At 51.8% G+C, this 23,061-nt stretch carries 20 protein-coding genes; 14 read left to right on the top strand and 6 right to left on the bottom strand.

Going from position 1 to position 23,061, the window contains the following annotated elements:
• Positions 1–12: 12 nt before the first annotated feature.
• Positions 13–1,311, bottom strand: a complete 1,299-nt coding sequence (locus tag ACO0LI_RS03040; protein ID WP_423030742.1) for a TonB family protein — start codon at positions 1,309–1,311, stop codon at positions 13–15.
• A 324-nt stretch (positions 1,312–1,635) separates the two neighbouring features.
• On the opposite strand from ACO0LI_RS03040, the gene ACO0LI_RS03035 reads away from it, so the two are divergent.
• The gene (locus tag ACO0LI_RS03035) at positions 1,636–6,396 is read left to right on the top strand and encodes an NAD-glutamate dehydrogenase (RefSeq protein ID WP_423030740.1); all 4,761 of its coding nucleotides are present in this window, start codon (positions 1,636–1,638) and stop codon (positions 6,394–6,396) included.
• Between the two features lie 75 nt (positions 6,397–6,471).
• On the opposite strand, the gene ACO0LI_RS03030 is transcribed toward ACO0LI_RS03035, so the two are convergent.
• Positions 6,472–7,014 (bottom strand): hypothetical protein, encoded by a 543-nt coding sequence (locus ACO0LI_RS03030; RefSeq protein ID WP_423030738.1) that lies wholly within the window; start codon positions 7,012–7,014, stop codon positions 6,472–6,474.
• A gap of 123 nt (positions 7,015–7,137) precedes the next feature.
• Here ACO0LI_RS03030 and ACO0LI_RS03025 point away from each other — a divergent pair, with 123 nt between their 5' ends.
• Complete coding sequence (locus tag ACO0LI_RS03025; protein WP_423030736.1) at positions 7,138–8,757, top strand: M28 family peptidase; 1,620 nt, start codon at positions 7,138–7,140, stop codon at positions 8,755–8,757.
• A gap of 102 nt (positions 8,758–8,859) precedes the next feature.
• On the top strand, positions 8,860–10,947 hold the full coding sequence (locus ACO0LI_RS03020) for a M13 family metallopeptidase (protein WP_423030734.1): 2,088 nt from the start codon (positions 8,860–8,862) through the stop codon (positions 10,945–10,947).
• Positions 10,948–10,959: 12 nt separating this feature from the next.
• Here the strand turns inward: ACO0LI_RS03020 and ACO0LI_RS03015 are convergent, their stop codons facing one another.
• Both ACO0LI_RS03015 and ACO0LI_RS03010 read right to left on the bottom strand, forming a co-directional pair.
• Positions 10,960–11,766 (bottom strand): LytR/AlgR family response regulator transcription factor, encoded by an 807-nt coding sequence (locus ACO0LI_RS03015; RefSeq protein WP_423030732.1) that lies wholly within the window; start codon positions 11,764–11,766, stop codon positions 10,960–10,962.
• Positions 11,763–12,953, bottom strand: a complete 1,191-nt coding sequence (locus tag ACO0LI_RS03010; RefSeq protein WP_423030730.1) for a sensor histidine kinase — start codon at positions 12,951–12,953, stop codon at positions 11,763–11,765. The genes ACO0LI_RS03015 and ACO0LI_RS03010 overlap by 4 nt, the downstream gene beginning before the upstream one ends.
• A gap of 160 nt (positions 12,954–13,113) precedes the next feature.
• Between ACO0LI_RS03010 and ACO0LI_RS03005 the strand changes: the two genes are divergently transcribed.
• From ACO0LI_RS03005 to ACO0LI_RS02995, 3 genes are all read left to right on the top strand, one after another.
• Positions 13,114–13,593: a (2Fe-2S)-binding protein gene (locus ACO0LI_RS03005; RefSeq protein WP_423031060.1), complete on the top strand. Its 480-nt coding sequence runs from the start codon at positions 13,114–13,116 to the stop codon at positions 13,591–13,593.
• Positions 13,590–15,782 carry a molybdopterin cofactor-binding domain-containing protein gene (locus ACO0LI_RS03000; protein WP_423030728.1) on the top strand — a complete coding sequence of 731 codons (2,193 nt, stop codon included), beginning with the start codon at positions 13,590–13,592 and terminating at the stop codon, positions 15,780–15,782. Before ACO0LI_RS03005 ends, ACO0LI_RS03000 begins: the two co-directional genes overlap by 4 nt.
• An 81-nt stretch (positions 15,783–15,863) precedes the next feature.
• Positions 15,864–16,256 (top strand): MAPEG family protein, encoded by a 393-nt coding sequence (locus ACO0LI_RS02995; protein WP_422952457.1) that lies wholly within the window; start codon positions 15,864–15,866, stop codon positions 16,254–16,256.
• Positions 16,257–16,258: 2 nt separating this feature from the next.
• On the opposite strand, the gene ACO0LI_RS02990 is transcribed toward ACO0LI_RS02995, so the two are convergent.
• The gene (locus tag ACO0LI_RS02990) at positions 16,259–17,794 is read right to left on the bottom strand and encodes a tetratricopeptide repeat protein (protein WP_423030726.1); all 1,536 of its coding nucleotides are present in this window, start codon (positions 17,792–17,794) and stop codon (positions 16,259–16,261) included.
• A 53-nt stretch (positions 17,795–17,847) separates the two neighbouring features.
• Here ACO0LI_RS02990 and ACO0LI_RS02985 point away from each other — a divergent pair, with 53 nt between their 5' ends.
• Positions 17,848–18,117: a hypothetical protein gene (locus ACO0LI_RS02985; RefSeq protein WP_423030724.1), complete on the top strand. Its 270-nt coding sequence runs from the start codon at positions 17,848–17,850 to the stop codon at positions 18,115–18,117.
• Here the strand turns inward: ACO0LI_RS02985 and ACO0LI_RS02980 are convergent.
• Positions 18,114–18,674 carry a GNAT family N-acetyltransferase gene (locus ACO0LI_RS02980; RefSeq protein WP_423030722.1) on the bottom strand — a complete coding sequence of 187 codons (561 nt, stop codon included), beginning with the start codon at positions 18,672–18,674 and terminating at the stop codon, positions 18,114–18,116. The two genes, ACO0LI_RS02985 and ACO0LI_RS02980, sit on opposite strands and share 4 nt — an antisense overlap.
• 168 nt (positions 18,675–18,842) lie before the next feature.
• Here ACO0LI_RS02980 and ACO0LI_RS02975 point away from each other — a divergent pair, with 168 nt between their 5' ends.
• From ACO0LI_RS02975 to ACO0LI_RS02945, 7 genes are all read left to right on the top strand, one after another.
• A complete protein-coding gene (locus tag ACO0LI_RS02975; protein ID WP_423030720.1) occupies positions 18,843–19,343 on the top strand; it encodes a low molecular weight protein-tyrosine-phosphatase in 501 nt (166 codons plus the stop codon).
• Positions 19,343–19,570: a hypothetical protein gene (locus ACO0LI_RS02970; RefSeq protein WP_423030718.1), complete on the top strand. Its 228-nt coding sequence runs from the start codon at positions 19,343–19,345 to the stop codon at positions 19,568–19,570. The genes ACO0LI_RS02975 and ACO0LI_RS02970 overlap by 1 nt, the downstream gene beginning before the upstream one ends.
• Before the next feature lie 35 nt (positions 19,571–19,605).
• Positions 19,606–20,544, top strand: a complete 939-nt coding sequence (locus ACO0LI_RS02965; protein ID WP_423030716.1) for a M23 family metallopeptidase — start codon at positions 19,606–19,608, stop codon at positions 20,542–20,544.
• A gap of 183 nt (positions 20,545–20,727) precedes the next feature.
• Positions 20,728–21,156, top strand: a complete 429-nt coding sequence (locus tag ACO0LI_RS02960; protein ID WP_422952450.1) for a DUF2170 family protein — start codon at positions 20,728–20,730, stop codon at positions 21,154–21,156.
• 10 nt (positions 21,157–21,166) lie between these two features.
• Positions 21,167–21,901, top strand: a complete 735-nt coding sequence (locus ACO0LI_RS02955) for a PspA/IM30 family protein (protein ID WP_423030714.1) — start codon at positions 21,167–21,169, stop codon at positions 21,899–21,901.
• 37 nt (positions 21,902–21,938) lie between these two features.
• Positions 21,939–22,253 (top strand): hypothetical protein, encoded by a 315-nt coding sequence (locus ACO0LI_RS02950; RefSeq protein ID WP_162044841.1) that lies wholly within the window; start codon positions 21,939–21,941, stop codon positions 22,251–22,253.
• Positions 22,254–22,350: 97 nt separating this feature from the next.
• On the top strand, positions 22,351–23,031 hold the full coding sequence (locus ACO0LI_RS02945; protein ID WP_422952448.1) for a ubiquinone biosynthesis protein: 681 nt from the start codon (positions 22,351–22,353) through the stop codon (positions 23,029–23,031).
• The last annotated feature ends 30 nt before the right edge of the window (positions 23,032–23,061 follow it).

Raw genomic sequence — 23,061 nt, 5'->3', positions numbered from 1 at the left:
GCAAAAAAAAACTTATTTTTTCTCTGTAGTGCGAACAAAGCGAATCACTCCAGTACTTTGATACTGTTTTCCATTAAGGGAAGCTGGAGTAAATTGACATTGTTCAAGAAGCTTGACGACTTCATTGTCAATGCCAGTATCTTTGCTGCTGTCTTCGATTTTGATACCAAAGGTTTTTCCTTTTGTATCAACCAGGAAACGTAATCTGACCAGCCATTGTTTTGCACTTGGGCTCACTACGCTATATTTATCCGAACGACAACTGCTTTCTATTAATTCTGGAGCTGGGGAAGGCGGGCCTTCCATGCCCAAGTTCCACACATAATGATAGCCAAACCAGCTGGTAACAGGTTTGTCGTCAAGACTTGCAGGGTCAAATTTACAGAGTGACAAGGCATTAAACGCTGCATCGTCCATGATCTTCCAGCCACTGCTTTGAGAGATGTATTTGGCTGCAATGCTTCCGTTTTCTGTAATCAGGAATCTCAACTGTACTCGCCCTTGCAGTTCATAACGCAATGCTTCACGCGGATATTCTGGTTTTTTGCAGTTGTCGTGTTTGAGGCTGGCATTCTTGAATTTACTATCAGGTCTTACATTTGAAACTGTAATCATGTTTGGTTTGATGTTTGCAAACTTGGCGGCGGTTTCTTTTGCCAGGTCATCTCGCCCGGTCAGCCTGTAAATCTTTTCCAGCCCCCCCAAGATTGATTGCTGCCAATACGCCTTATCGTTACTTTGCTTCTCGTTCAGCGTGGCGGCACGCTTGAATGTAGTTTCTGCTTCTTCAAGGCGTCCTTGAGCCAGGAATATATCGCCAAGCAATACAAAATTTCCAATCAAGCCTGCCTCCTCTTCGCCATACCCAGCCTGAAGAATCTTTATTGCCTGCGATAGCGATGTTTCTGCCGGTTTATAGTCATTCTCTGATAAATACATGTTCCCCAGCCAGTTTAGCGTGCGTGCCCTCTCTCGTCCTGCCAGTGCCGGTACTTTTTCTTGTATGGCTATGACGCGCAACAGCACAACTTCTGCCTGCTTGAATTGCTTCAGGTTCCCGTAAAAGTTTGCCTGCTGATTCAACACTTCTATCACTCTCTCGGGATAGGAGCTCTGCTCTTTTTCTGCTAAAAGTAATGCCTGTTTATTCAAGTCAAAGGCGAGGGCGTATTGTTGTTTTTGAAAGAATAGAGTTGCAGCTTCGCCATTAAGAGCCCGAATCGTGTCAATTTCAGCAGCCTGAACCAAGTCAGTAATGCAAAAACTCATGAACGTGGCGAGAATGGTTTTTTTCATTTTTCTATGTTTCATTTTTTAATTGTTTTGGATTGTCAGGGGAAGAACCAGCCTGCGTACAAATATCACTTTAAAGATATGCAATTGTAGCCTGTGAACTTCAGAGAAAAATGCACAACAGAAAGAATGTTATTACTTGCTCCTATCTTTGCCTATTTAGCTAGCTTCTTGAATCAATATTCATGCAATGCGATAGTAAAGTCATCATGGGAATCACCACAGTTTAAGCTCGCGCAACAAACACATTTGTTTCCATCCGCATAATGGAGGATACTTGCACAATATGGTGCACAGACTTGCACTTTTATCTCTCGTTATCTTCCAACAGAAGGAGAACGTATGACCTCTTCCCACTTCGCTGAGCTGATTGCTTATGCGCAAGCGCACACCGGCCCGGCATCTGAACGCCAGGGTTCTTTTATTACCACCTATTTTGAAAACACTGACCCGGATGAAATTATCAGCCGGGGTCCAGCTACGCTGTTTGCCCAGGCCAATGCCCACTGGCGTTTGCTGGATGCTCCACGGGCTGCGCACACGCCCAAGATAAGGGTGTTCAACCCCACTCTGGCAGAAGATGGTTTTGTCAGCGACCATACTGTCGTGCAGATTGTGAATGACAATATGCCTTTCCTGGTGGATTCGGTGACGATGGCGATCAACCGCAGTGGCCGTACTGCCCACTGGATAGTGCATCCCTTGATGAGTGTGGCGCGTGATGCGAATGGTAGTGTGACCGCGGTCAGCACCGTGGCAGCGGCAAAGGCTGCCGGCAGCACTGATCCGGTTGAATCCCTGATTTTGGTTGAATGTGACCGCATTGTTGATCAGGCTGCGCAACAGGCGCTGGTGGAAGATCTGAAAAGTGTCTTGTCTGATGTACGCGGTGCCGTGGTTGACTGGCAACCCATGCTGGCCCGTGTACGTGAAGTGCGTGCAGCCTGCGAGAAATCCAGCCAGTCCCCCGAAAAACGTGATGAAGCGATTGCCTTTCTGGCCTGGCTGGAAGACCGCCATTTCACCTTCCTCGGTGTGCGTGACTATGACCTGAAGCGTGAAGGCGACAATGTCAGCCTGGTGGCGATTGCTGATTCTGGTCTGGGTATTTTACGTGGCCCGGTCAAAACCCCGGAAACCCGTTTGCCGCCAGAAGTGGTGGCCTTGATGGATTCGACAGAAATGGTCATGGTCACCAAGGCCATGACGCGCGCCACTGTGCACAGACCAGCCTGGCTGGACTATATCGCCGTCAAGCGTTTTGATGATGCCGGTAATGTGATTGGTGAATCGCGCTTCCTGGGTCTGTACACATCCACGGCTTATTCTGAGCCGGTAGGCAATATCCCGCTGGTACGCCAGCGCGTGGTGAATGTCATGAATACCTCCGGCGTCGTGCCTGAGAGCCATGCCGCCAAGTCCCTGCAGGCCATTCTCGATGATTATCCGCGTGATGAATTGTTCCAGATTGATGCTGCAACCCTGGCTGATCATGCGATCGGCATCTTGCGTCTACAAGAACGCCAACGCACCCGCCTGTTCCTGCGTCGTGACCCGTTTGGCCGTTTTACTTCGGCCCAGGTGTTTGTGCCACGTGACCGCTATAACACTGAGCTGCGCATCAAGATAGGCAATGAATTGATGATGGCGCTGAATGGCCAGTCGATAGAATTCACGCCCATGCTGACCGACAGCCCATTGGCGCGCATTCATTATCTGGTCAGGGCCAAGGATGTCGCACCACAAAACGTCAACCTGGCGATGCTGGAAGCCCGTATCGCCAAACTTGCACAACGCTGGGAAGATGATTGCACTGCAGAGTTGCTGCGCTCGCATGGTGAAGGCAATGGTCTGAGCCTGGCAAACCGTTTTGCCAATGCCTTCCCTACAGCTTACCGTGAAGATTTCTCTGCCCTGGTGGGTGCAGAAGATGCCGACATGCTGGCCAGCCTGAACGCAGGTGCACCGATGATGGTCAAGCTTTATCGTCCGCTTGATGCAGGGCCGGGCAATCTGCGCTTCAAGATTTATAACACCGCCAAGGTGGCCTTGTCTGATTCCCTGCCTGTGCTGGAACATATGGGTGCCAGGGTACTCGATGAACATCCGTATGCCATCGTCAGCGGCGCCGAGACTTTGTGGATACATGACCTTGGCTTGCAATTGCCCGCCAATACCGATTTGTCATCAGTCAAAGTGCGCTTTGAAAACCTGTTCTCGCAAGCCTGGGGCGGCGAGGTTGAAAGTGATGACCTGAACCGCCTGGTACTCAATACTACGCTGGATGCACGCTCCATCGCCGTCTTGCGTGCTTGCTCGCGTTATTTCAAGCAACTGGGTTTTGCCTATAGCCAGAACTATATCGAAGCAGCGTTGAACAAGAATGCGCCTATCACACAACTGATTGCCGAGCTGTTTGGTGCCCGCTTCAAACCTGATTATGTCGGTGACCGTGAACAGGCACAAAAGCATATACGCGAACAGCTTGAAGCGCAGATGAGCAATGTAGCGAGTCTGGATGAAGACCGCATCTTGCGCCAGTTCATTGCGACCATCGTTGCAACCCTGCGTACCAATCTGTGGCAAACCACTGCGAGCGGCGCATTCAAGCCCTATATGAGCTTCAAGCTCAATCCACGCGAAGTACCGGGTGTGCCAGAACCTAAGCCCTTGTTTGAAATCTGGGTGTATTCGCCGCGTGTTGAAGGTGTTCATCTGCGCGGCGGCAAGGTCGCACGTGGCGGCCTGCGCTGGTCTGACAGGCGTGAAGACTTCCGTACTGAAATCCTGGGCCTGGTGAAAGCTCAGCAAGTTAAGAATACGGTCATCGTGCCTGTTGGTTCCAAAGGTGGTTTTGTCCTCAAGAATGCACCGCCAGCGACAGACCGTGAAGCTTATCAGGCCGAAGGCGTGGCTTGCTATAAAATCTTCCTGTCCGGCTTGCTGGATGTGACTGACAATATCGTCAAAGGCGCGGTAGTGCCGCCCAAACTGGTGATACGCCATGATGTCGATGATCCTTATCTGGTGGTGGCGGCTGACAAGGGCACGGCGACCTTCTCTGATATCGCCAATGGCGTCTCGGCTGACTATGGTTTCTGGCTCGGTGATGCTTTTGCCTCTGGCGGTTCGGTCGGTTACGACCACAAGAAAATGGGTATCACTGCCCGCGGCGCATGGGAATCAGTCAAGCGTCATTTCCGTTCACAGGGTGTGAATACGCAGGATACGGCTTTCACTGTCGCCGGTATTGGTGACATGTCAGGCGACGTGTTCGGGAATGGTATGTTGCTGTCCGAGCATATCAAACTGGTGGCGGCATTTGACCACCGTCATATTTTCATCGACCCATCACCTGATGTGGCAAGCTCATTTGCCGAACGCCAGCGCCTGTTCAATTTGCCGCGCTCAAGCTGGGATGATTACGACAAGAGCCTGATTTCTGCCGGCGGCGGCGTGTTCCCACGCACAGCAAAATCCATCAGTCTGAGCCCGGAAGCACGTGCTGTGCTGGGCATAGAAACTGCAGAGCTGGCACCAGTAGAATTGCTGCGCGCCATCCTGCAAGCCCCTGTTGATTTGCTGTACAACGGTGGCATAGGCACTTATGTCAAAGCCAAGTATGAAACCCATGCCCAGGTCGGTGACAAGGCTGGCGACGCCTTCCGTGTCAATGGCAATGACTTGCGCTGCAAGGTGCTGGCCGAAGGTGGTAATTTGGGTTGCACACAAAATGGCCGTATAGAATTCGCACAAAAAGGTGGTCGTATCTATACCGATGCAATAGATAATTCTGCCGGTGTTGATTGCTCTGACCATGAAGTCAATATCAAGATTTTGTTGGGCAGCATCGTCGAAGCAGGTGACCTGACACTCAAGCAACGTAATGACTTGCTGGCGTCGATGACGGATGAAGTCGGCCACCTGGTCCTGACCGATAATTATTATCAAAGCCAGGCACTGGATATTGCTGCGCACCGCCCGCTGTATGTACTTGATGGTCAACAAAGATTGATGCAGTCACTGGAAAAACAGGGCCGCCTGAACCGTGCCATAGAATACCTGCCCAGCGATGATGAAATCTTCCATCGCAAGGCCTTGAAGCAAGGCCTGACTGCACCAGAAGGTGCGGTCGTGCTGGCCTATGCCAAGATGTCAGTGTTTGATGAACTGGTCGCCAGCAATTTGCCGGACGATCCTTTCTTCAGTCGTGCATTGAAAGCTTACTTCCCGCAAGTCTTGTCTGAACGTTTTGCTGAAGCGATCTCGAATCACCCATTGAAACGCGAAATCATCGCCACCTTCATCACCAATACCGTGGTCAATCGTGCCGGTGCTACCTTCGTCAACTTCATCGCGTCTGAAGCTGGCGCGACCGCGGCTGACGTGATACGCGCCTTCACCCTGGCACGCGAGATATTTGATCTGGAAGCGCTGTGGGATCAAATCGATGCGCTGGATTACAAGGTTGATTCAAAACTGCAACTCGACCTCTTGTCCAAGCTGATTGCCATTGCCCAAAGAGCCTCGCGCTGGATGCTGCGCATACGTTCGCAAAGCACTGATCTGCCGACGTTGATACAACGCTACCAGCCAGCAGCGCGTGAGCTGCGCTGGCAACTGGCAGACTGGCTGCCAGCCAATGCCCATGCCAACTGGCAAAAAGAAGCCGAGGCGCTGACGCAAGCCGGGGTAGAAGCAACGCTGGCACAAAACCTGACGGCGCTGGAATATATTTTCCCGGCACTCGATCTGGTCGATCTGGCACAAAGCACCAGCAGCACTCTGGAACTGGCAGCACGCGCTTACTTTGGCATTGATGATGAACTGGGCCTGACCGGCTGGCGTAATCAGATCAACCGCCTGCCCACAGACACTTTGTGGCAGACACAGGCACGCGGCAGCGCGAGGGATGATGTGTATTCCATCGCCAGCCAGATCACCCGTGGGCTATTGTCACGCCAGGAAGATGTCAGTAACTGGCATGCGCAACATGCACCAGCCATAGACAGGCTGACTGCTTTACTGACCACCATCAGTGCACAGGGGCCAGACCTGGCACCGGTATCAGTTGCTTTGCGCGAGTTGCGTCACCTGGCTTGATGGATGTTTGATTACGGTCTGATCAAAACTGCCTGTCTGTAATGACAGGCAGTTTTTTTATGCGCCCTATTTACACTATTGCCCGGATTTACCGGATTTGCTGAATTTGGCGACAGGCTGGCAGCTTGCATCAAGCATGTACTGCTTTGCAGCTTGAGTCTTCTTTGCTTGCTCCATGTTCTGTACGCGTATCGTGTCACCGGAGATATTCCACCGGGATGCAGACACATCCAGTTCATGCAGTTTGGCGCAACTGGCCGTATTGTAGAACATCAGAAAATCATTCGAGCCACTGTATTCATGGGTGACCAGCACCTTTTCGTCCTGGCTCAGATAGACATTTTTCCTGACCCAGATACCACTGTTGATTTCACACTGAGTATTTGTGGCGAGTTGCAAGACCTCTAAAGGTGGCTCGGGAAAGGCATCGACTTCAGGATCATTGGCCTCGCTATGGAAGCGCAATTCCACGGTTTTGGACTTTGCATGGAAAATCTCGTATTCCCCTGGCGTGAGCGGGATCACGGCAAGCTTGTGCAATTGGCAGCCGGCAGCAAGTACCTGTGTCGTCAAAAGGCAGGTCAACATGGCAAACAAGGTGGTCTTTTTGTGTAGCATGGTCGATCTAGTATCACAATATTAATAAAATATACAATTTTACTTGCAGATGTTGAACGTATTCTGATTTTCCTGCTCAAAACCATCTGCTGCACTCACTATCCTGTCCTGAATAATAACCATATGAAAAAACATTCTGCACACTATTTGCCTGCTGCCTTGTTGGGCTTTGCGCTCACCGTTTCCCCATACAGCCAAGCCCAGGCACAAGATACCAGAGTAAATGAAACCGCCTTGCGCGCCCATCTGGCTCTTATTTCTTCTGACCTGTTTGAAGGCCGTGGCACAGGCCAGCGTGGCGGTGATCTGACAGTAGCCTATCTCGAAACCCAGGCCGCTGTAGCTGGTCTGTTGCCCGCCAACGGCAAGAGCTACAGGCAGGCAGTCAGCATAAATGGTATCAAGTCCTTGCCATTGGAAAGCTCGGTCAATATACGTCTTGCCAGGTCGCTTAACCTGACTTTTGGTGAAGACTGGATCTGGAGTGCGGGTGATGCCGTGAGCTCGCACCAGTTTGATCATGAATTGCTGTTCGTCGGTTACGGCATCAACGCGCCAGAAGAGCAATGGGATGATTTCAAGGGTGTCGATTGCAAAGGCAAGATACTGGTCGTCATGGTCAATGATCCGCAGCCTACCGCAGAGCAGCCAGACCGCTTTGGCGGCAAAGCCCTGACTTATTATGGCCGCCGTACTTACAAGACTGAAGAGGCCCTGCGCCGTGGCGCCGCCGGGGTTTTGCTGATACATACCGATGCGTCAGCAAATATAGGCTGGGATGTCTTGAAAAATGGTGGCATGGGTGAGCAATTCCAGTTGGCCAATAAAGATGCCAAAGGCCTGGCCATACAAGGCTGGATCACCGATGGCGCAGCAAATACCCTGTTTGCCGCATCAGGCCTGGATTTGAATGCCTTGCGTCAGGCAGCTGAGCGCAAGGATTTCAAACCCGTCGCCATCAAGGCCAGGCTCAAGGGTGAAGCAAAATCGCAAATACGTCAGCTTGAGCAATTCAATATCGCAGGCATCGTACCCGGCACTGACCCGCAATTGAAAAACGAACTGGTGATCTACAGTGCCCACTGGGATCACCTGGGCAAGCAGGAAGGTGCAGGTGACCAGATTTATAACGGTGCTGTCGATAATGGCTCTGGTACAGCAGCCTTGCTGGCAATGGCAAAAGCAGCCGTTGCACAACCAGCCAAACGCAGCCAGATGTTCCTGTGGGTGGCAGCAGAAGAACAAGGCCTGCTGGGCAGCGCCTGGTATGCTGCGCATCCGCTCTGGGCCTTGAACAAGACAGCGGCAGCCCTGAATCTCGACACGCTTAATTTTGTAGGTCGTACCAGGGATATCAGCGCCTTTGGTGCCGACCGTAGTGACCTCATCGTTGCTGCCAACAAGGTTGCGCTAGGCATGAACATGACAGTTGCGCCGCCGCGTGTGGATGTGGCCGGTGGTTATTTCCGCAGCGACCATTTCAGCTTTGCCAAAGCCGGTGTACCGGCATTTTCCATAGGCAGTGGCCGTGACTACATCAATGAGCCGCAAGCCTCGCAGGAAAAGGCGCGTGGCTATGGCAAGCGTTATCATCAGGTCACAGACGAGTATGACCCGAACTGGGATCTGTCCGGCATGACTGAGCAGGCACAGTTCACTCTGAATCTGGGACGCGAAATTGCTGATGCCGCAAAAATGCCGGTCTGGAAGGAAAATGATGCGTTTGCGAGAGTAAGGAAGTGAATCAATAAAAAGATGCTGGAACTTGTCCTGGAAAATGATTTCCAAGCCTATGCTGTCTATCCTTAGACAAAATCTCTACAAGAATTTATAAGAAAGAAAATAATGAACCAGACAATATTTAAATTAAAGCCCATCGCCAGCGTATGTCTGCAAGTCATGCTGACCATGCCTTTGTTGCACAGCATGGCGCATGCCGCTGATGCTCCCATTGTACCAGCGGCAAAAAACGTAGCTCCGGCAAAAAAAGAAAGCGGCATGGATACCGCAGTTGCCCCCGGTGACGACTTTAACCGCTATGCCAACGGTGGCTGGGAAAAAACTGCCGTCATCCCTGACGACAAAGTCGCCGTCGGTATTTTTGATGTATTGAAAGAAGAGTCTGATGCCAAGGTCTTGAAAATCATAGAGCAATCGACCAAGGCAGAAGCCGGAAGTGCCGTGCGCAAGATCGGTGACTTCTACACTTCTTACCTCAATACCGATGTCATCAACAAACGTGGCCTGGCACCCCTGCAGGGCGAGATGCAAAGCATTGCCGACCTGAAGGACAAGGCTGCCCTGGCGACTTACCTGGGCAAGCATTTGCGTGCCGACGTTGATCCTATCAACGCCACCAATGTTTTTACTGAAAACCTGTTTGGCCTGTGGGTGTCGCAAGGCTTCCATGACCATACGAAGTACATGCCTTACCTGCTGCAAGGTGGGCTGGGTTTGCCTGACCGTGAATACTATCTGTCAGCCAGCCCGAGGATGGCAGAGATCAGGAAAAACTATCTGGCCCACATCGCCGCGACATTCAAGCTGGCAAATGTGGCGGATGCCGAGCAAGCCGCCAAGCGCGTCTTTGATCTAGAAATGCTGATCGCCAAAGGCCATGCGAATCGCGAAGATACTTCTGACGTCTTGAAGGCGGACAATACCTGGACCCTGACTGACTTTAATAAAAAAGCTGCCGGTCTGGATTGGGCAGCCTATTTCAAAGCAGCAGGTCTGGATGGGCAAAGCAAATTCATCATCTGGCATCCCACAGCATTGAAGGCATCGTCTGCACTGGTAGCGAAAACGCCACTGGCAAGCTGGCAGGATTATTTGCGCTTCCATGTCATCAATACGCGTTCCACGGTATTGCCGCAGGCCTTCTTTGATCAGCGCTTCAAGTTTTACAGCGCACTCAGCGGTGCCAAAGCTGCTCAGCCGCGCTGGAAATATGCAGTGGCAGCAACCAATAATGCGGTCGGTGAAGAAGTCGGTAAATTGTATGTGGCCGAGAATTTCTCACCTGAATCCAAAACCCGTATCAATGGCATGGTCAGCAATATCCTGGCTGCCTTTGGCGAACGCGTACAGGCCTTGAAATGGATGACGCCAGCGACCAAGCAAGAAGCATTGGCAAAAATCAAATCGACCTATGTTGGTGTTGGTTACCCGGACAAGTGGCGCGATTATTCTGGCCTGGTGGTCGATGCAAATGATGCCTATGGCAACCGTGAGCGTTCGCAGGAATTTGAATACAGCCGCGCCCTGGCAAAATTTGGCCAGCCTGTGGATGTCACTGAATGGTGCATGAATGCGCAACTGGTGAATGCCGTTAACATGCCGCTGCAAAATGCCATCAATTTCCCGGCAGCGTATTTGCAATCCCCGAACTTTGACCTGGCCGCCAGCGACGCCACCAATTACGGCGCTCTGGGTGCCACCATAGGCCATGAAATCAGTCACAGCTTTGACAATTCCGGTGCCATGTTTGATGCAAAAGGCGAATTGCGCAACTGGTGGAGCAAGGCTGACCTCGCGCATTTCAAGACGTCTTCCAAAGCCCTGATCGCCCAGTTCAATCAATACAAGGCATTCCCTGATCTGTCCGTGAATGGCGCACAAACTTTGGGTGAGAACATTGCCGATCTGGCTGGCCTGATGGCAGCCTATGATGCCTATCGTACCTCGATGAAACAAAAAGGCCAGGCCATTACCAAAGAAGATGAACAGGAATTTTTCCTCGCCTATGCCCGCAGCTGGCGCGGCAAGATGCGTGATGAAACCTTGCGCACAGCCATCATCACCAATGAACACGCACCAGGACAATACCGTGTGCTGACCGTGCGTAATCTGGATGCCTGGTACGATGCTTTTGCCGTGCAGCCTGGCCAGAAACTGTATCTGGCACCAAAGGACAGGGTCAAAGTCTGGTAAGGAAAGTAGGTGTCAGGCCGGTCGCAAGCCATCATGCATGCGCCGCCTGACTTCTGCAACATGACGCTCGCTGACAGGGACTTTGTCCTGGTTGGCGAGTGTGAGTTGATAGACGCCGTCACCCAATACCTCAAGCTGACTGAGCTGGTCACAGCGCACAATGGCACTGCGGTGCACCCGCATGAAATGTGCCGGATCAAGATGTTTTTCGAGCTGGCTTAGAGCAACCCTGTGCAGTACTGCACGCCGCATTTGACGCTCATTCAGATGTAATTGCATGTAATTTCCTGCCGCTTCTATCCATAAGACATCTGCCAGCTGTATGCACTCTATGCGGCCTACCGAGCGCACACTGACTTGTTGCCAGTAAGCCGGCTGCTCTTTTTTTGACTCATCTTCAGCTTTGACATACTGGCTCATGGCTTGCGCATAACTGGCTTGCTGGCGCTGCGTGAGCATGGCCGCAGCACGTTCCAGCGATAGTGCCAGACGCTCATCGTCAAAAGGTTTCAGCAAGTAATCGAGCGCGTGCAGGTCAAAGGCTTCTATCGCATGGGCGTTGAAGGCGGTGACAAAAATTACCAGCGGTGGTGTTGCCTGGGTACTCAATTCACGTGCCAGTATCAGACCGGTTTCGCGGGGCATTTGTATATCGAGAAAAATGACATCGACCGCATACGCATCCAGTGTTTCGCGCGCCGTAGCCACATTTGCACATTCAGCGACGATGCTCCAGCCGGGATGATCCCGCAAGGCATAACGCAAGTTGGCCCGCCCGGGTTCTTCATCATCGACGATCAGTGCACGAATATTGTTCACGCTGTCTCACTCTCTGTCGCACTCTCAGGCATCTGCAACGGCATGCGGATTTCTACTTCATACCGTTGTTGTCCCTCATCTTGTATGCGGCCACTGTGCATGCTGGCGCGTCCTGCATACATCAATTCCAGTCTGGCGCGTGTCTGCGGCAAGCCCAGCCCCAGACCAGGGTTGGCGGCGACACCATTGGTGATGGTATTGCTTACCTTGATACTGAGTTCTTCACCGTGCAGCTTGAATTGCATGCGGATATCGCTGCTGCCTTCGTGGCAATCCAGATCATGGCGCAAGGCGTTTTCCAGCAAGGGTTGCAGCAGCAAAGGTGGGCAGTCACCTGCCAGAACGTTGCCTGTATCACCTGTGATGCTGATCTGCAGGCGTGCGCCGTAGCGCAGTCTTTGCAATTCCAGGTAATCGCGTATGAATGTCATTTCATCTTCCAGGCTTACCCAGTCCCTGCTGCTGGCCGTCAAAGCATAGCGCAGCAAATCGCTGAGACGGTTCAGACCAGTCAGGGCAATGCGCTTGTCATCACTCCTGACCAGGGCGCTGATGGCATTGAGGCAATTGAAGATGAAGTGCGGCTCCAATTGCCCGCGCAAGGCATCCAGCCTTTGCTGCTCCAGGTCCAGTTTGAGATGCAAAACATCATTCATCGATTGCTGCAGGGCGTGTTCACGCACACGCGCTTGTCGCCAGGTGCAGATTGCCAGTACGGCAATGAAGGTGCCGGTGGACCAGGCAAATTCGAGGAAAATCGTAAAGTTACGCATATTGAAGGCCGTACTGACGATATCTTGCAAGCCAAAACCGGGTTTGTCCTTGAGCAGGTCAAGGATGGCGATATACATCACTTCCAGTGGCAGAAAGCACAGCAGCATGATTGCATAGGCCAGCGCTATGCCTTTCGCCTTGCTGAGAAATCGTTCGTACCGCATGAAGATCAGGTAGAGGCAGGTACTGAACACCATCATCAGCAAATGGCTGCTGACCCAGAACCACAGTATCTCGCTAAAGCTGCGCTGGGTAGTGCCGTACTTGATCAGGTCACCATAATTGCCGAGTGCACCAATGGCGCACAGGCTGATCCATACCAGGATATTGCTCAGCAAGAGCTTGAGCAAGCTGATCGCCGTGAGAGGGTGAGCCTGGTTCAGGGCGGGAGTATCTGGGCGGGCATTTTCCATGGCAGCAGTATAGCAGTCTGCATGACCATATTTGCTTGCGCAGGGAGGTAGCAGAGACAGGGTTTCGGGGTTTCGTCACAAGCTTTGCCATGACAGTTTATCGCTGCCAGATAATCAATTTCTGCAATTAAATTGCCAAGGCAAAGGGAAGCTCATGGATGTGAAACTCAAAGTGAATGGGCAGGTACGCACATGCCAGGCAGATGGCGATACTCCCCTGCTCTGGATACTGCGTGAAGACCTGGGCCTGACAGGCACCAAGTTTGGCTGCGGTGCCGGCCTGTGCGGTGCCTGCACCGTACATCTGGATGGTCAGGCTCTACGCAGTTGCCTAGTGCCGGTAGAAGGCCTGAATGGGCGCAACATCACGACGATAGAAGGCCTGTCGCCTGATCGCAGCCATGTCCTGCAACAAGCCTGGATAGAGCATCAGGTGCCGCAATGTGGGTATTGCCAGTCAGGTATGCTGATGGCGGCGGCCGCCTTGCTGAAAACCACACCACATCCCAGTGACAGGCAAATCGATGCTGTCATGACCAATTTGTGCCGTTGCGGTACTTATCCGCTTGTCAGGGCGGCCATACATACTGCTGCTGCGAAGCTCAAGCCATTGTCAGGCAAGAAAGGGGTAAAAGCATGACTACCCTGGTTTCGCCTGCACGCAGGAATTTTCTTAAATCTTCAATGGTGGCAGGTGCATGGGTACTGGGCAGCAGCACCATACCCATGCTTGATAGTCTGGCAGCAGATGACACAAGCAAGACAGTCTCACCCGTTGATTCACCCTTTGATTTCTGGCTCAGCATGGACGGCACAGGTGTGGTGACTGCTTACACGACGGTCACCAATCTGGGGCAGGGCACACATGCGGCGATTGCCCAGATCGTGGCCGAAGAACTGGAGATGCCCATCGCCAATGTACGCATAGAACATGCGCCTGTCATCAAGCAATTTCACCGGGAATGGCCGCCCGGCATCACGACTTTTGCTAGCGCAGGTTTTAATTCTGCACTGGAAACAATAGCACCAGCCTGTGCGGCAGCAAGGCAAATGTTGTTGCAGGCAGCAGCCTTGCAATGGCAGGTCGAGGTGAAAGATTGCACTGCGGGCAACGCGCAAATAAATCATACTGCCACAGGCCGCAGCTTGCCCTACACCGCCTTGATCAAGGCGGCAGCAATGCTGGCACCACCAGAAAAACCTGTCATCAAATCCCCCAAAGACTGGAAGGTACTGGGACAGTCAACGCCACGCCCCGATATCCCGGCGCGGGTAGATGGAAGTGCCGTGTTTGGCATCGATGTGCAAAGACCAGGCATGCTGATGGCAGCTGTCCTGCATGCGCCGCGCTTTGGCAGCAGCTTGCAAAGTGTGGATGACAGCCCTGCACTGGCTGTGAAAGGTGTACGCAAGGTCGTGCATCTGCCCAATGCCGTGGCGGTAGTGGCCGATCGCTACTGGATAGCCCGCAAGGCAGTGCAATTGCTCAAGCCTGTATGGCAGGGTGGTGCGCATGCCAGCATCAACACCGCAGAGATGCGCACCAGCCTGCTGAGGGCAGTTGCTGCTGGCGATGGCAAGCTCTTCCCTAGGCCAAAAAAACAAAAAGAAGGTGCTGCAGAGACCGCAATGAGTGAGGCAAGCAGCATTATCGACACCAGCTTTGATGTGCCCTTCCTGGCCCATGCAACGATGGAACCCCTGAATGCCACTGTTGAAGTGACTGCTACAGGTGCACAAGTCTGGCTCTCCACCCAAAGCCAGACGGACACACAAAATGGCGTCGCCAAGGCACTGGGTTTGCAGTCTGAGCAAGTGCAGATACATACCCAGCAAGTAGGCGGCGGTTTTGGCCGCAGGCTGGAACATGATTTTGCTATCGAGGCCGCCTTGATCGCCAAAGCTGCCGGTGCCATCGTTAAAACCATCTGGTCGCGTGAGAATGATATGCGGGCTGGTTATTACCGCCCCATCACCGCTGCCCGCGTGCAACTGGCGCTGGATAAAGATTATCTGCCCATGGTTTTGCGGCTCGATACAGCGGGCCCCTCACTACTCGAATATACGCGAGTCACGAATAGCCCGGCCAGGGATGGTCTTGACTGGACCTTTATCATGGGTTGGTTCGGTAACACTTATAAATTCCCTTTATTCGATACGCGTTGGACACGTGTTGATTTTGGCGTTCCCTGTTCTTACTGGCGTTCAGTAGGCAATTCGCAAAATTGTTTTTTTCTTGAACATACGCTGGAACAGGCCGCCCGCAAGGCGGGCATGGATAGCCTGGAATACCGTCGTCGTCTGTTGCAGCATAATCCCAAATCCCTTGCCTTTGTGAATGCGCTGGCAGAACGCGCAGGCTGGAGCAAGCCCTTGCCCAAGGGCCATTATCGTGGTTTTGCCATGAACGGCAATAGCTTCCTGTTCAGTGCGCATATTGTTGAAATTGCGGTCAGCAAACCCGGGCAATTCCGACTGGTAAAAATTACTGCCGGCATCAACCCGGGAGTTGTCGCCAATCCCAAAGCAGTTGAGGCACAAATGATGGGGGGTACCTTGTTCGGTTTATCTGCTGCCCTGTTTGGTGAAATCAGTTTCAAGGATGGCCAGGTGGAACAGGGCAATTTTGATAGCTATCGCCTAGTCACGCTGGCACAGACACCAGTGCTGGACGTCATGGTCATGAGTACTGGTGACAGGCCGGAAGGCGTGGGCGAAGAAGGCCCGCCGTCGATAGGTCCGGCGATTGCCAATGCCTTGCTGGCAGCCAGTGACAAACCAGTCACGCGCCTGCCTTTGACTCAGGCAGGATGGACGCTGGTGGCGTAAAAAATATTTACTGCAGCTTGTTGTGACTGCTGGTATCGTGCAATTCTCAAATTTGAATTCACACTATTCCAGGAGATAAAAATGACGATAGCAAACTGGTGCGTATTGGCAGCCTGCCTGTTACCGGTAGTATCAGTTGGCCTGGCCAAGGGCGGCTCAGCCAAAGTGCCTCGTGAAGCAGGCAGATATGACAATGATAATCCCAGGGAGTGGGCCAAAAACCTGAGTGGCTGGCGGCAGCGTGCCAATGCGGCGCAGCAAAATGGCTTTGAAGCCCTGCCCTTGTTTATTGCTGCGGTTGTTCTTGCACAGCAAGCCCATGCTGACCAGACACGTATAGATCAACTGGCAGTGTTGTTCATTGCCATCCGTATTGTTTACATCATCGTCTATCTGATGAACCAGGGGACTTTGCGTACCCTGGTCTGGGCAGGTGGCGTGGCAACCAGCATTGCCATCTTGCTGATGGCTTAGGCTTAGGCCTGGGTTTTGATCATGACCATGACAAGGGCAGGTACATCTTCGCCCTTGTCCTGACGTGCAATTTCCTGGCTGGATTCGACAATTTTGAAGCCATGCAATTGCGCCAGCCTTTGCAGGTAGGCATAGCGATGGGCATAGCGCTGGGATGGACGCAAAATGTAATCTGCGTTTTCATTCTTTGTGTCATCTGTGGTTTCCACTGCAGCTTCCACTGAAAACCCCAGCACTGCACCAGCCTGCATGACGCGGCTGGCCGCAGCAAATACGGTATCGAGTGCGCCGATATAGACAAACATATCAGCTGCCATGATGAGGTCAAAATCCTGGTCTTGCTGCTGTAACCAGTCGCTGATTTCTGCACAGTGCAGTTCATCGTACAAGCCTGTCTTTCTGGCCTGGGCCAGCATTTTTTCTGACAAGTCTATGCCTGTCAGTTTGCTGGCGGTTGGCCGCAGATAAGCGCCGCACAAGCCTGTACCGCAACCCAGGTCCAGATAATTACCGGGCCCGGCTTTGACATGTTTGCTGACTGCCTTGCTGAGCAAAGCGGGGATTTGATAATGCAAGACTTCCAGCAAATGTTCATCAAAATGCGTAGCGTACTGATCAAACAAATCTGTTATGTAGGCGGGTGGTGACATTGCGGGTGCATCCATCACTCCCAATGCCGCCAGCGCATAATTGATGTGTGCCAGCTCTGTCTCGTCTTTGCAGTGTTTTGCTGCTGTCTGGTAGGCCGCGATGGCAGCAGCCTCTTGCCCCATCTGGCGTAAAGTATTGCCATATTGCAGATGCGCCTTGATGTAGTCTGGCTTGATTTTTATTGCCTGTTCAAAGCTATCCACAGCAGCGGGGAATTGCTGTATTTTTTGCAGGCAGATACCCCGGTTGCACAGGGCTTGTATGTGCCCAGGCTGTAAATGCAGCACATCTTCATACCCGGCGATGGCATCTTCTTCCAGCCGCAAACATTGCAGGCTGAAGGCGCGGGCAAAATGGATGGCGGCATCTTGCGGTTTTAATGTCAGGGCTTCATCAAAGTCCTGCAAGGCTTGTTGGTGTTCTTCCATTTCCTGCAGGGCGATACCGCGGTTTAATAAAGCTTCTGTATAGCGTGGATTCAGGCGCAGGGCCTTGTCATAATTATGCAGGGCTGCAACCAGCTTGCCCATGCTGCGCAGCGTATTGCCGCGGTTATTCCAGGCCATGGCATAGTCGGGCTTTAATTGCAGCGCCCGGTCATAACTGAGCAAAGCCTCTTCTGGCAAACCCAGGTCTTGCAAGGCAGCCCCCAGGTTGCCATACGCAATCGCCTGCTGTGCATCGATAGCAATCGCCTCGCGCAGGCGTGTTACTGCCAGCCCGGCATCACCACGTTGTTTTGCTATGACGCCGAGCAGTTGCAAGGCATCAAAATGCTCAGGCTGGTTTTGTAAAACCTGCAGGTAGAGTGCTTCTGCTGCATCCAGCTTGCCTTGCTGGTGCAGTGCGACTGCCTGTTGCAATATTGCGCTGATCTGTTTGCTCATTCTACTGTTCAATTTCCTGTACTATCTGGACTATCTTATCAAGGATTAATGCTATGGATGAACAGGAATTGATGGCGCTGTTATGGAGCCTGTTACCTTCCCGCGCCTACCTGATTGCCGCCTTTGTTTTTGGCTTGCTCGGTATGGCTGCGTTTTACTATGGCAGGAAAAAAACCAACAAGCGTGTCACATGGCTGTCTGTAGGCCTGATGTTTTATCCCTACGTCATCGGCAGCGACATACGCCTGCTATACGGCGTAGGCATCGCTTTTTGCATTGCCATCGCCGTCAGTATTTATTATCCCCAGGAGCCTAAAACTTAGTCCAGGATTTTTTCCATCTCTTCAAACTGCAGGTTTTCTACCAGCATCTGTTCCTTGCCATTATCAGATGGGAAGGGTTTGAAGCGACCTGTGCGCACATAGCCACGGCGCTCGTAGTAAGCAATCAGTTCTTTCCTGACGCTGATGACGGTCATCCATATCTTGTTGATGCCCCATAATTTCTGCGCATGTTTTTCAGCAGTCTGCATGAAATGCTTGCCTATGCCATTACCCTGTAGCACAGGGCGCACCACAAACATGCCCAGGTAGGCGGCACCTTCAGTTCTTTCCAGATTCACGCAACCGATGATGTCTTCACCTTGTAAACACAGCAGGATCACGGAATCGGGATTGGCAATCAGTCCGCGCACTTCAGGTGGTAATATGCGTGAGCCTTGTAACAAATCAGCTTCTGTAGTCCATCCCGCACGGCTGCTGTCGCCACGGTAGGCACTGTTCACCAGTGCCGCGATAGTGTCGGCGTCGGCATCAACGGCGGGGCGGAAATGGATGTCTGCGGTATTGCTGCTGGTGTTTGCTGTGGCGTTTGCTGTCATGACTGTCTATGTAAGATGAATTCTGGCTGGCGATGGGCTGAAATAATAACATGTGTTTCTCGCCCCGGAATCTGGCTTTGCGTGCGCCAGACAGCGTGTTAACATGTCAATAGCAATAGAAAAATTTATCTTTTTATTAAATCCCTATATTAAATCCCTGAGCTGGCAATGAAAACTTCTGCTACCAAGGCTGTCCTGTTTGTCTGCATGGGCAATATTTGCCGTTCACCCAGTGCTGAGGGCGTATTCCGTGCCCACGCCGGGGCAGCAGGGCTGGATTTACATATAAATTCTGCCGGTACCCATGCCTATCACATAGGTGAGGCACCTGATCCACGCTCGCAACAATTTGCAGCGCGCCGTCGCATAGACTTGTCGCAGCAAAGGGCGCGCAAACTCACTGCAGATGATTTTGAAAGTTTCGATCTGTTGCTGGCCATGGACAAGGACAACCTGGCACGCATGAAAGCTGCGTGCCCGCCGCGACATCAGCACAAACTCAAACTCATGATGGATTATGCGAGCCACAGTGACAGCGAGATCGTGCCTGACCCCTATTATGGCGGGACGGATGGTTTTGACCTGGTGCTGGATTATATCGAGGATGCCAGCGCTGGCCTGGTGCGCGCTATCCAGCAAGAGACGTCTGTCAAAAAAGGAGAAGCCTGATGCAGGCACAAGATCTCGAATTCATCATGAAATCCATACGCCAGTATTTGCAAATGCGCCCTGATAGTGCTGATACTGAAGAGGGTATTGCCAGATTCTGGATAGACTGGCAAGGTGAACCCTTACAAATATCCATGGTATCGCAAGCACTTGAAAACATGCGCAATGCTGGTGAACTGGAGAGTCATAATGTGGGCGGGCGCACGATCTGGCGTGCCAGGCGTTGAAACCCGCTGTAACCTTATCCATGCAATCAAATAGGATGTTTTTTAACAGCATGCTCAGCCTGGGGATTTTCCTCGGCTTTGCCTTGCCAGCACATGCCCGCAATGAGTTGGTAAAAATCGAAACCGTCAGAGGTGCATATTCCAATGCTTTGCTGGCGACCAATAACAGCCGTATGCCAGTCACGGTTACCTTGCAACTCAGCAGTTTCAGTAATCTGACCTCGAGTAAAAGATGGCCCATACAGGCGCAACTGACGGGTGGCCAGAGTATGGAGTTAGTACAGATATCTGCCGCCAATGCACAATTTGGCTATACCATCGATTACAGTAGCCAGTTCGTGCAGGGTGACCCCAATGCTCGGCATGATGTGAATGCCAGCTATCAAATTCCCTTCGTCGCTGGCCAGGGGTTCCAGATAGTGCAGGCCGCCGATGGCCCGCAGTTTACCCATCAGAGTGTTGCCACCCGTTATGCCGTCGATATCGATATGCCCGTAGGTACGCCAGTGGTGGCGGCGCGTGCCGGTTACGTGGTGGAAGTGATCAGCCAGTTTGCCGACAATGGGAGGATTGAGGCCGAATTTTTTGACAAGGCCAATTATGTTCGCATCCTGCATGATGACGGCACCTGGGCTGACTATTTTCATCTCATGCAAAACTCCAGCCAGGTGCAGCCGGGCATGCGTGTAGACGCGGGCCATGTGTTGGCGCTTTCCGGCAATAGTGGTTACTCTGCCACGCCGCATCTGCATTTCCATGTACAGGTGAATCAGAACGGCACCATCATTTCCCTGCCGTTCCGTTTTCATAATTCTCACGATGGTGTATTCACACCTCGCTACCAAAGCTGGCTGATACCTGATACGCCAACCGTCAACGCCAGTAAAGCCAAAGCCAGAAAGTCCCTGCGCGAATGCCTGCCTGGTGGCAAAGCAGTAGACGACGCGGTCATACGTTGCCTGTCAGCTTCTTGAATTCTCGCTTCGTCACGTGCTGGCGCACATCCCGCTGACATTGGCCCATTATTAAATAATTGTTTAAAAAGCATAAAAATATTTTCACTTTTCTCCCTTGACATTTTATGTCGTACGCCTAAAATGCGACATAATATGTCTTGTATTCTTTTTTGTAATAGCTTAAAGAACTGAGGGAGTTGTATGGAAGAGCTGATGAAGCGCTTGGCAGGCATAGAAAATATACTGTCCAGGCGCATGGGTCTGGCGGATGTCAGTGCCAGCTTACTGCCTGTGACGGAGCCAGAAGGCGTGCCAGTCATGCGCATCAGCATAGAGAGCCAGGCCGAGTTGCCCGTCTTTGTCACCGTATCCCCCAGCCAGGTACTCTGCATTTGTTATCTGTGGACAGAAGAAGAAATCAAGCCAGAACGTCGTGCAGAGATGCTGGAAGCCATGATGGATTTGAATATCTCTATTCCGCTTTCCAATTTTGGCCGCATAGGACAGCACTATGTCATTTATGGATCGCTGGCACATGATGCATCAGTGGAAGACATCGCCATCGATGTCGCCATGGTGGCTGATAACGCGATTGAAGCTTTAGATGTATTCACTGAATATCTGAAATAAGGGGACTACCATGGCTGTCTTTTCTAAAATTTTGACTATGCTCAGAGGCAATTTGCGTGAAATCGGGCAAAGCGTGGTTGACCAGAATGCCAGTAGCATTTATGAGCAAGAGATTGTTGAAGCAAAAGCACATGTCGCCAGGGCCAAGCAAAACCTGACTGCCGTGATGGCAAAAGAAATGCAGGCTGCGCGGGAAATTGAAAGCCTGCAAGCAGAGCTCGCACGCTATGAAGAACTGGCTTTGCAGGCCATGCAAAAAAATGAGCTGGTGCTGGCTGAAGAAGTCGCAGGCAAACTTGCCCATCTGGAAATTGCGATTACTGAACAAAATGCCTCGCGTAATGAATTCACAGAAAACATTAATAAACTCAAGGACATGATACGCAATGCCGAAACCAGCTTGCGTGAACATGAACGCCAGCTCGCCATGGCGAAAACCACGGAGAGCGTATATCAGGCGACTGCCACTATCTCCCAGACCATGGGTGCCAGTGGTTCAAAACTCATGAGCGCGAAAGAATCGCTGGAACGTATCAAGCAGCGCCACCAGGACATGGCAGACCAGATGCATGCAGCAGATGTATTGGAAAATGAACTGGGCGGTAAAGCACTTGACCAGAAACTGGCAGCTGCGGGCATAGGACAGGTGCCAGACCAGAAAGCTTTAGTTCTGGCCAGGTTGCAGGCAAAATTCAGTGCGCGGCAAGTGGCAATGATGAAGCCAGCGACCAGTGATGGCCAATGATGGCGCCAATTAAATAAGACAGATGCCTGAGAATCACATGGTCAAAACATCGTCAAGCTGGACTAGTTCTGACGCTGCACTGCGTGCCGTGCAGGTGGCGTTTGATGTTGAAAAACAGGTGATAGAAGCCGTGCGTCGTGCAGCCTTCGACAACCAGTTATCACCCTCTGACCAGATACGCCTGATACTGGGTTTGCCCTATAACAGCAAGCCTGTCAGGCCGCGCCTGACGGTCACTTTGAGTGATGCCGATTACGTCATGCTGGCGGAGCGCTTTGGCATAGATCTGGAAGACAAGCGTGCGATCAAAGAGCGCTTGAATCAGGAGTTGATCAATTTTACAAAAAAATAATCCTGACATGATGGGGCCTGTTACGATCACCACGGTGTTTGCTTAAGAGCTGACCGATGCGGCTTATATCAACAAAAATAACAGACAGGGAAAATTCATGAATATCTGGCAGTTGCTGAGCAGCTTTCCAACCTCAATACCCAGCGTACTGATGGGCGTGCTTCTGGTGTACTGGCTGCTCTCCATCTTTGGCCTGGTTGACTTTGGTCATCATCTTGATGCTGGTGGTGGGCATGATCTGCACCTTGGTCACCATGATCTTGGCCATCATGATGTTCATGCAGACGGTGACAGTGCCGACCTGCATACCGTGGCGGGATATCTGGTGGCAATGGGGCTGGGTGGCGTACCTTTTTCCATCGTCGCCACCCTCATCATTTTTTTTACCTGGCTATTCACGGCATTGGTACATCAATATTTGCTGGCCCTGGTGCCAACGGCAACGCTGCAATTAGTAGCGGGTAGTGGCACGCTGCTGGCCGCCATGGCCTTGTCCATTCCTATTTCTGCCAGGCTCATCAAACCCATGCGCAGTTTGTTCGTGCGCCACTATGCCAGGGATAACCATAGCCTGATTGGACATAGCTGCCGCATCGTGACGGAAAGCGTCGACGAGAAATTTGGCCGCGCAGAAATCGAAGATCATGGTGTCGCCATCAATATCCGGGTATGGGCAGCCAGCCCCAATAGCTTGAAAAAGAATTCAATAGCAGTCGTGCTTGCCTATAACGACGGCAATCAGCAGTACGAAGTAAGTGCTCTTACAGAGCAGATTTAATTTTAAATTTACCAAAAGACAAACAAGGAA

The organism is Undibacterium sp. Tian12W, from assembly GCF_049339405.1.
Taxonomy (GTDB): Bacteria; Pseudomonadota; Gammaproteobacteria; order Burkholderiales; family Burkholderiaceae_D; genus Undibacterium.
Note: the sequence above shows the minus strand (reverse complement) of the source record. Positions and strands in the feature narration are given on the sequence as shown.

Coding starts and splice junctions, on each gene's coding strand:
- ACO0LI_RS02945 (WP_422952448.1), top strand. CDS start 22,351: ATGAATATCTGGCAGTTGCTGAGCAGCTTTCCAACCTCAATACCCAGC.
- ACO0LI_RS02980 (WP_423030722.1), bottom strand. CDS start 18,674: ATGACAGCAAACGCCACAGCAAACACCAGCAGCAATACCGCAGACATC.
- ACO0LI_RS03025 (WP_423030736.1), top strand. CDS start 7,138: ATGAAAAAACATTCTGCACACTATTTGCCTGCTGCCTTGTTGGGCTTT.
- ACO0LI_RS02985 (WP_423030724.1), top strand. CDS start 17,848: ATGGATGAACAGGAATTGATGGCGCTGTTATGGAGCCTGTTACCTTCC.
- ACO0LI_RS03040 (WP_423030742.1), bottom strand. CDS start 1,311: ATGAAACATAGAAAAATGAAAAAAACCATTCTCGCCACGTTCATGAGT.
- ACO0LI_RS03030 (WP_423030738.1), bottom strand. CDS start 7,014: ATGCTACACAAAAAGACCACCTTGTTTGCCATGTTGACCTGCCTTTTG.
- ACO0LI_RS02975 (WP_423030720.1), top strand. CDS start 18,843: ATGAAAACTTCTGCTACCAAGGCTGTCCTGTTTGTCTGCATGGGCAAT.
- ACO0LI_RS03010 (WP_423030730.1), bottom strand. CDS start 12,953: ATGGAAAATGCCCGCCCAGATACTCCCGCCCTGAACCAGGCTCACCCT.
- ACO0LI_RS02950 (WP_162044841.1), top strand. CDS start 21,939: ATGGTCAAAACATCGTCAAGCTGGACTAGTTCTGACGCTGCACTGCGT.
- ACO0LI_RS03020 (WP_423030734.1), top strand. CDS start 8,860: ATGAACCAGACAATATTTAAATTAAAGCCCATCGCCAGCGTATGTCTG.
- ACO0LI_RS02955 (WP_423030714.1), top strand. CDS start 21,167: ATGGCTGTCTTTTCTAAAATTTTGACTATGCTCAGAGGCAATTTGCGT.
- ACO0LI_RS02965 (WP_423030716.1), top strand. CDS start 19,606: ATGTTTTTTAACAGCATGCTCAGCCTGGGGATTTTCCTCGGCTTTGCC.
- ACO0LI_RS02960 (WP_422952450.1), top strand. CDS start 20,728: ATGGAAGAGCTGATGAAGCGCTTGGCAGGCATAGAAAATATACTGTCC.
- ACO0LI_RS02995 (WP_422952457.1), top strand. CDS start 15,864: ATGACGATAGCAAACTGGTGCGTATTGGCAGCCTGCCTGTTACCGGTA.
- ACO0LI_RS02970 (WP_423030718.1), top strand. CDS start 19,343: ATGCAGGCACAAGATCTCGAATTCATCATGAAATCCATACGCCAGTAT.
- ACO0LI_RS02990 (WP_423030726.1), bottom strand. CDS start 17,794: ATGAGCAAACAGATCAGCGCAATATTGCAACAGGCAGTCGCACTGCAC.
- ACO0LI_RS03000 (WP_423030728.1), top strand. CDS start 13,590: ATGACTACCCTGGTTTCGCCTGCACGCAGGAATTTTCTTAAATCTTCA.
- ACO0LI_RS03035 (WP_423030740.1), top strand. CDS start 1,636: ATGACCTCTTCCCACTTCGCTGAGCTGATTGCTTATGCGCAAGCGCAC.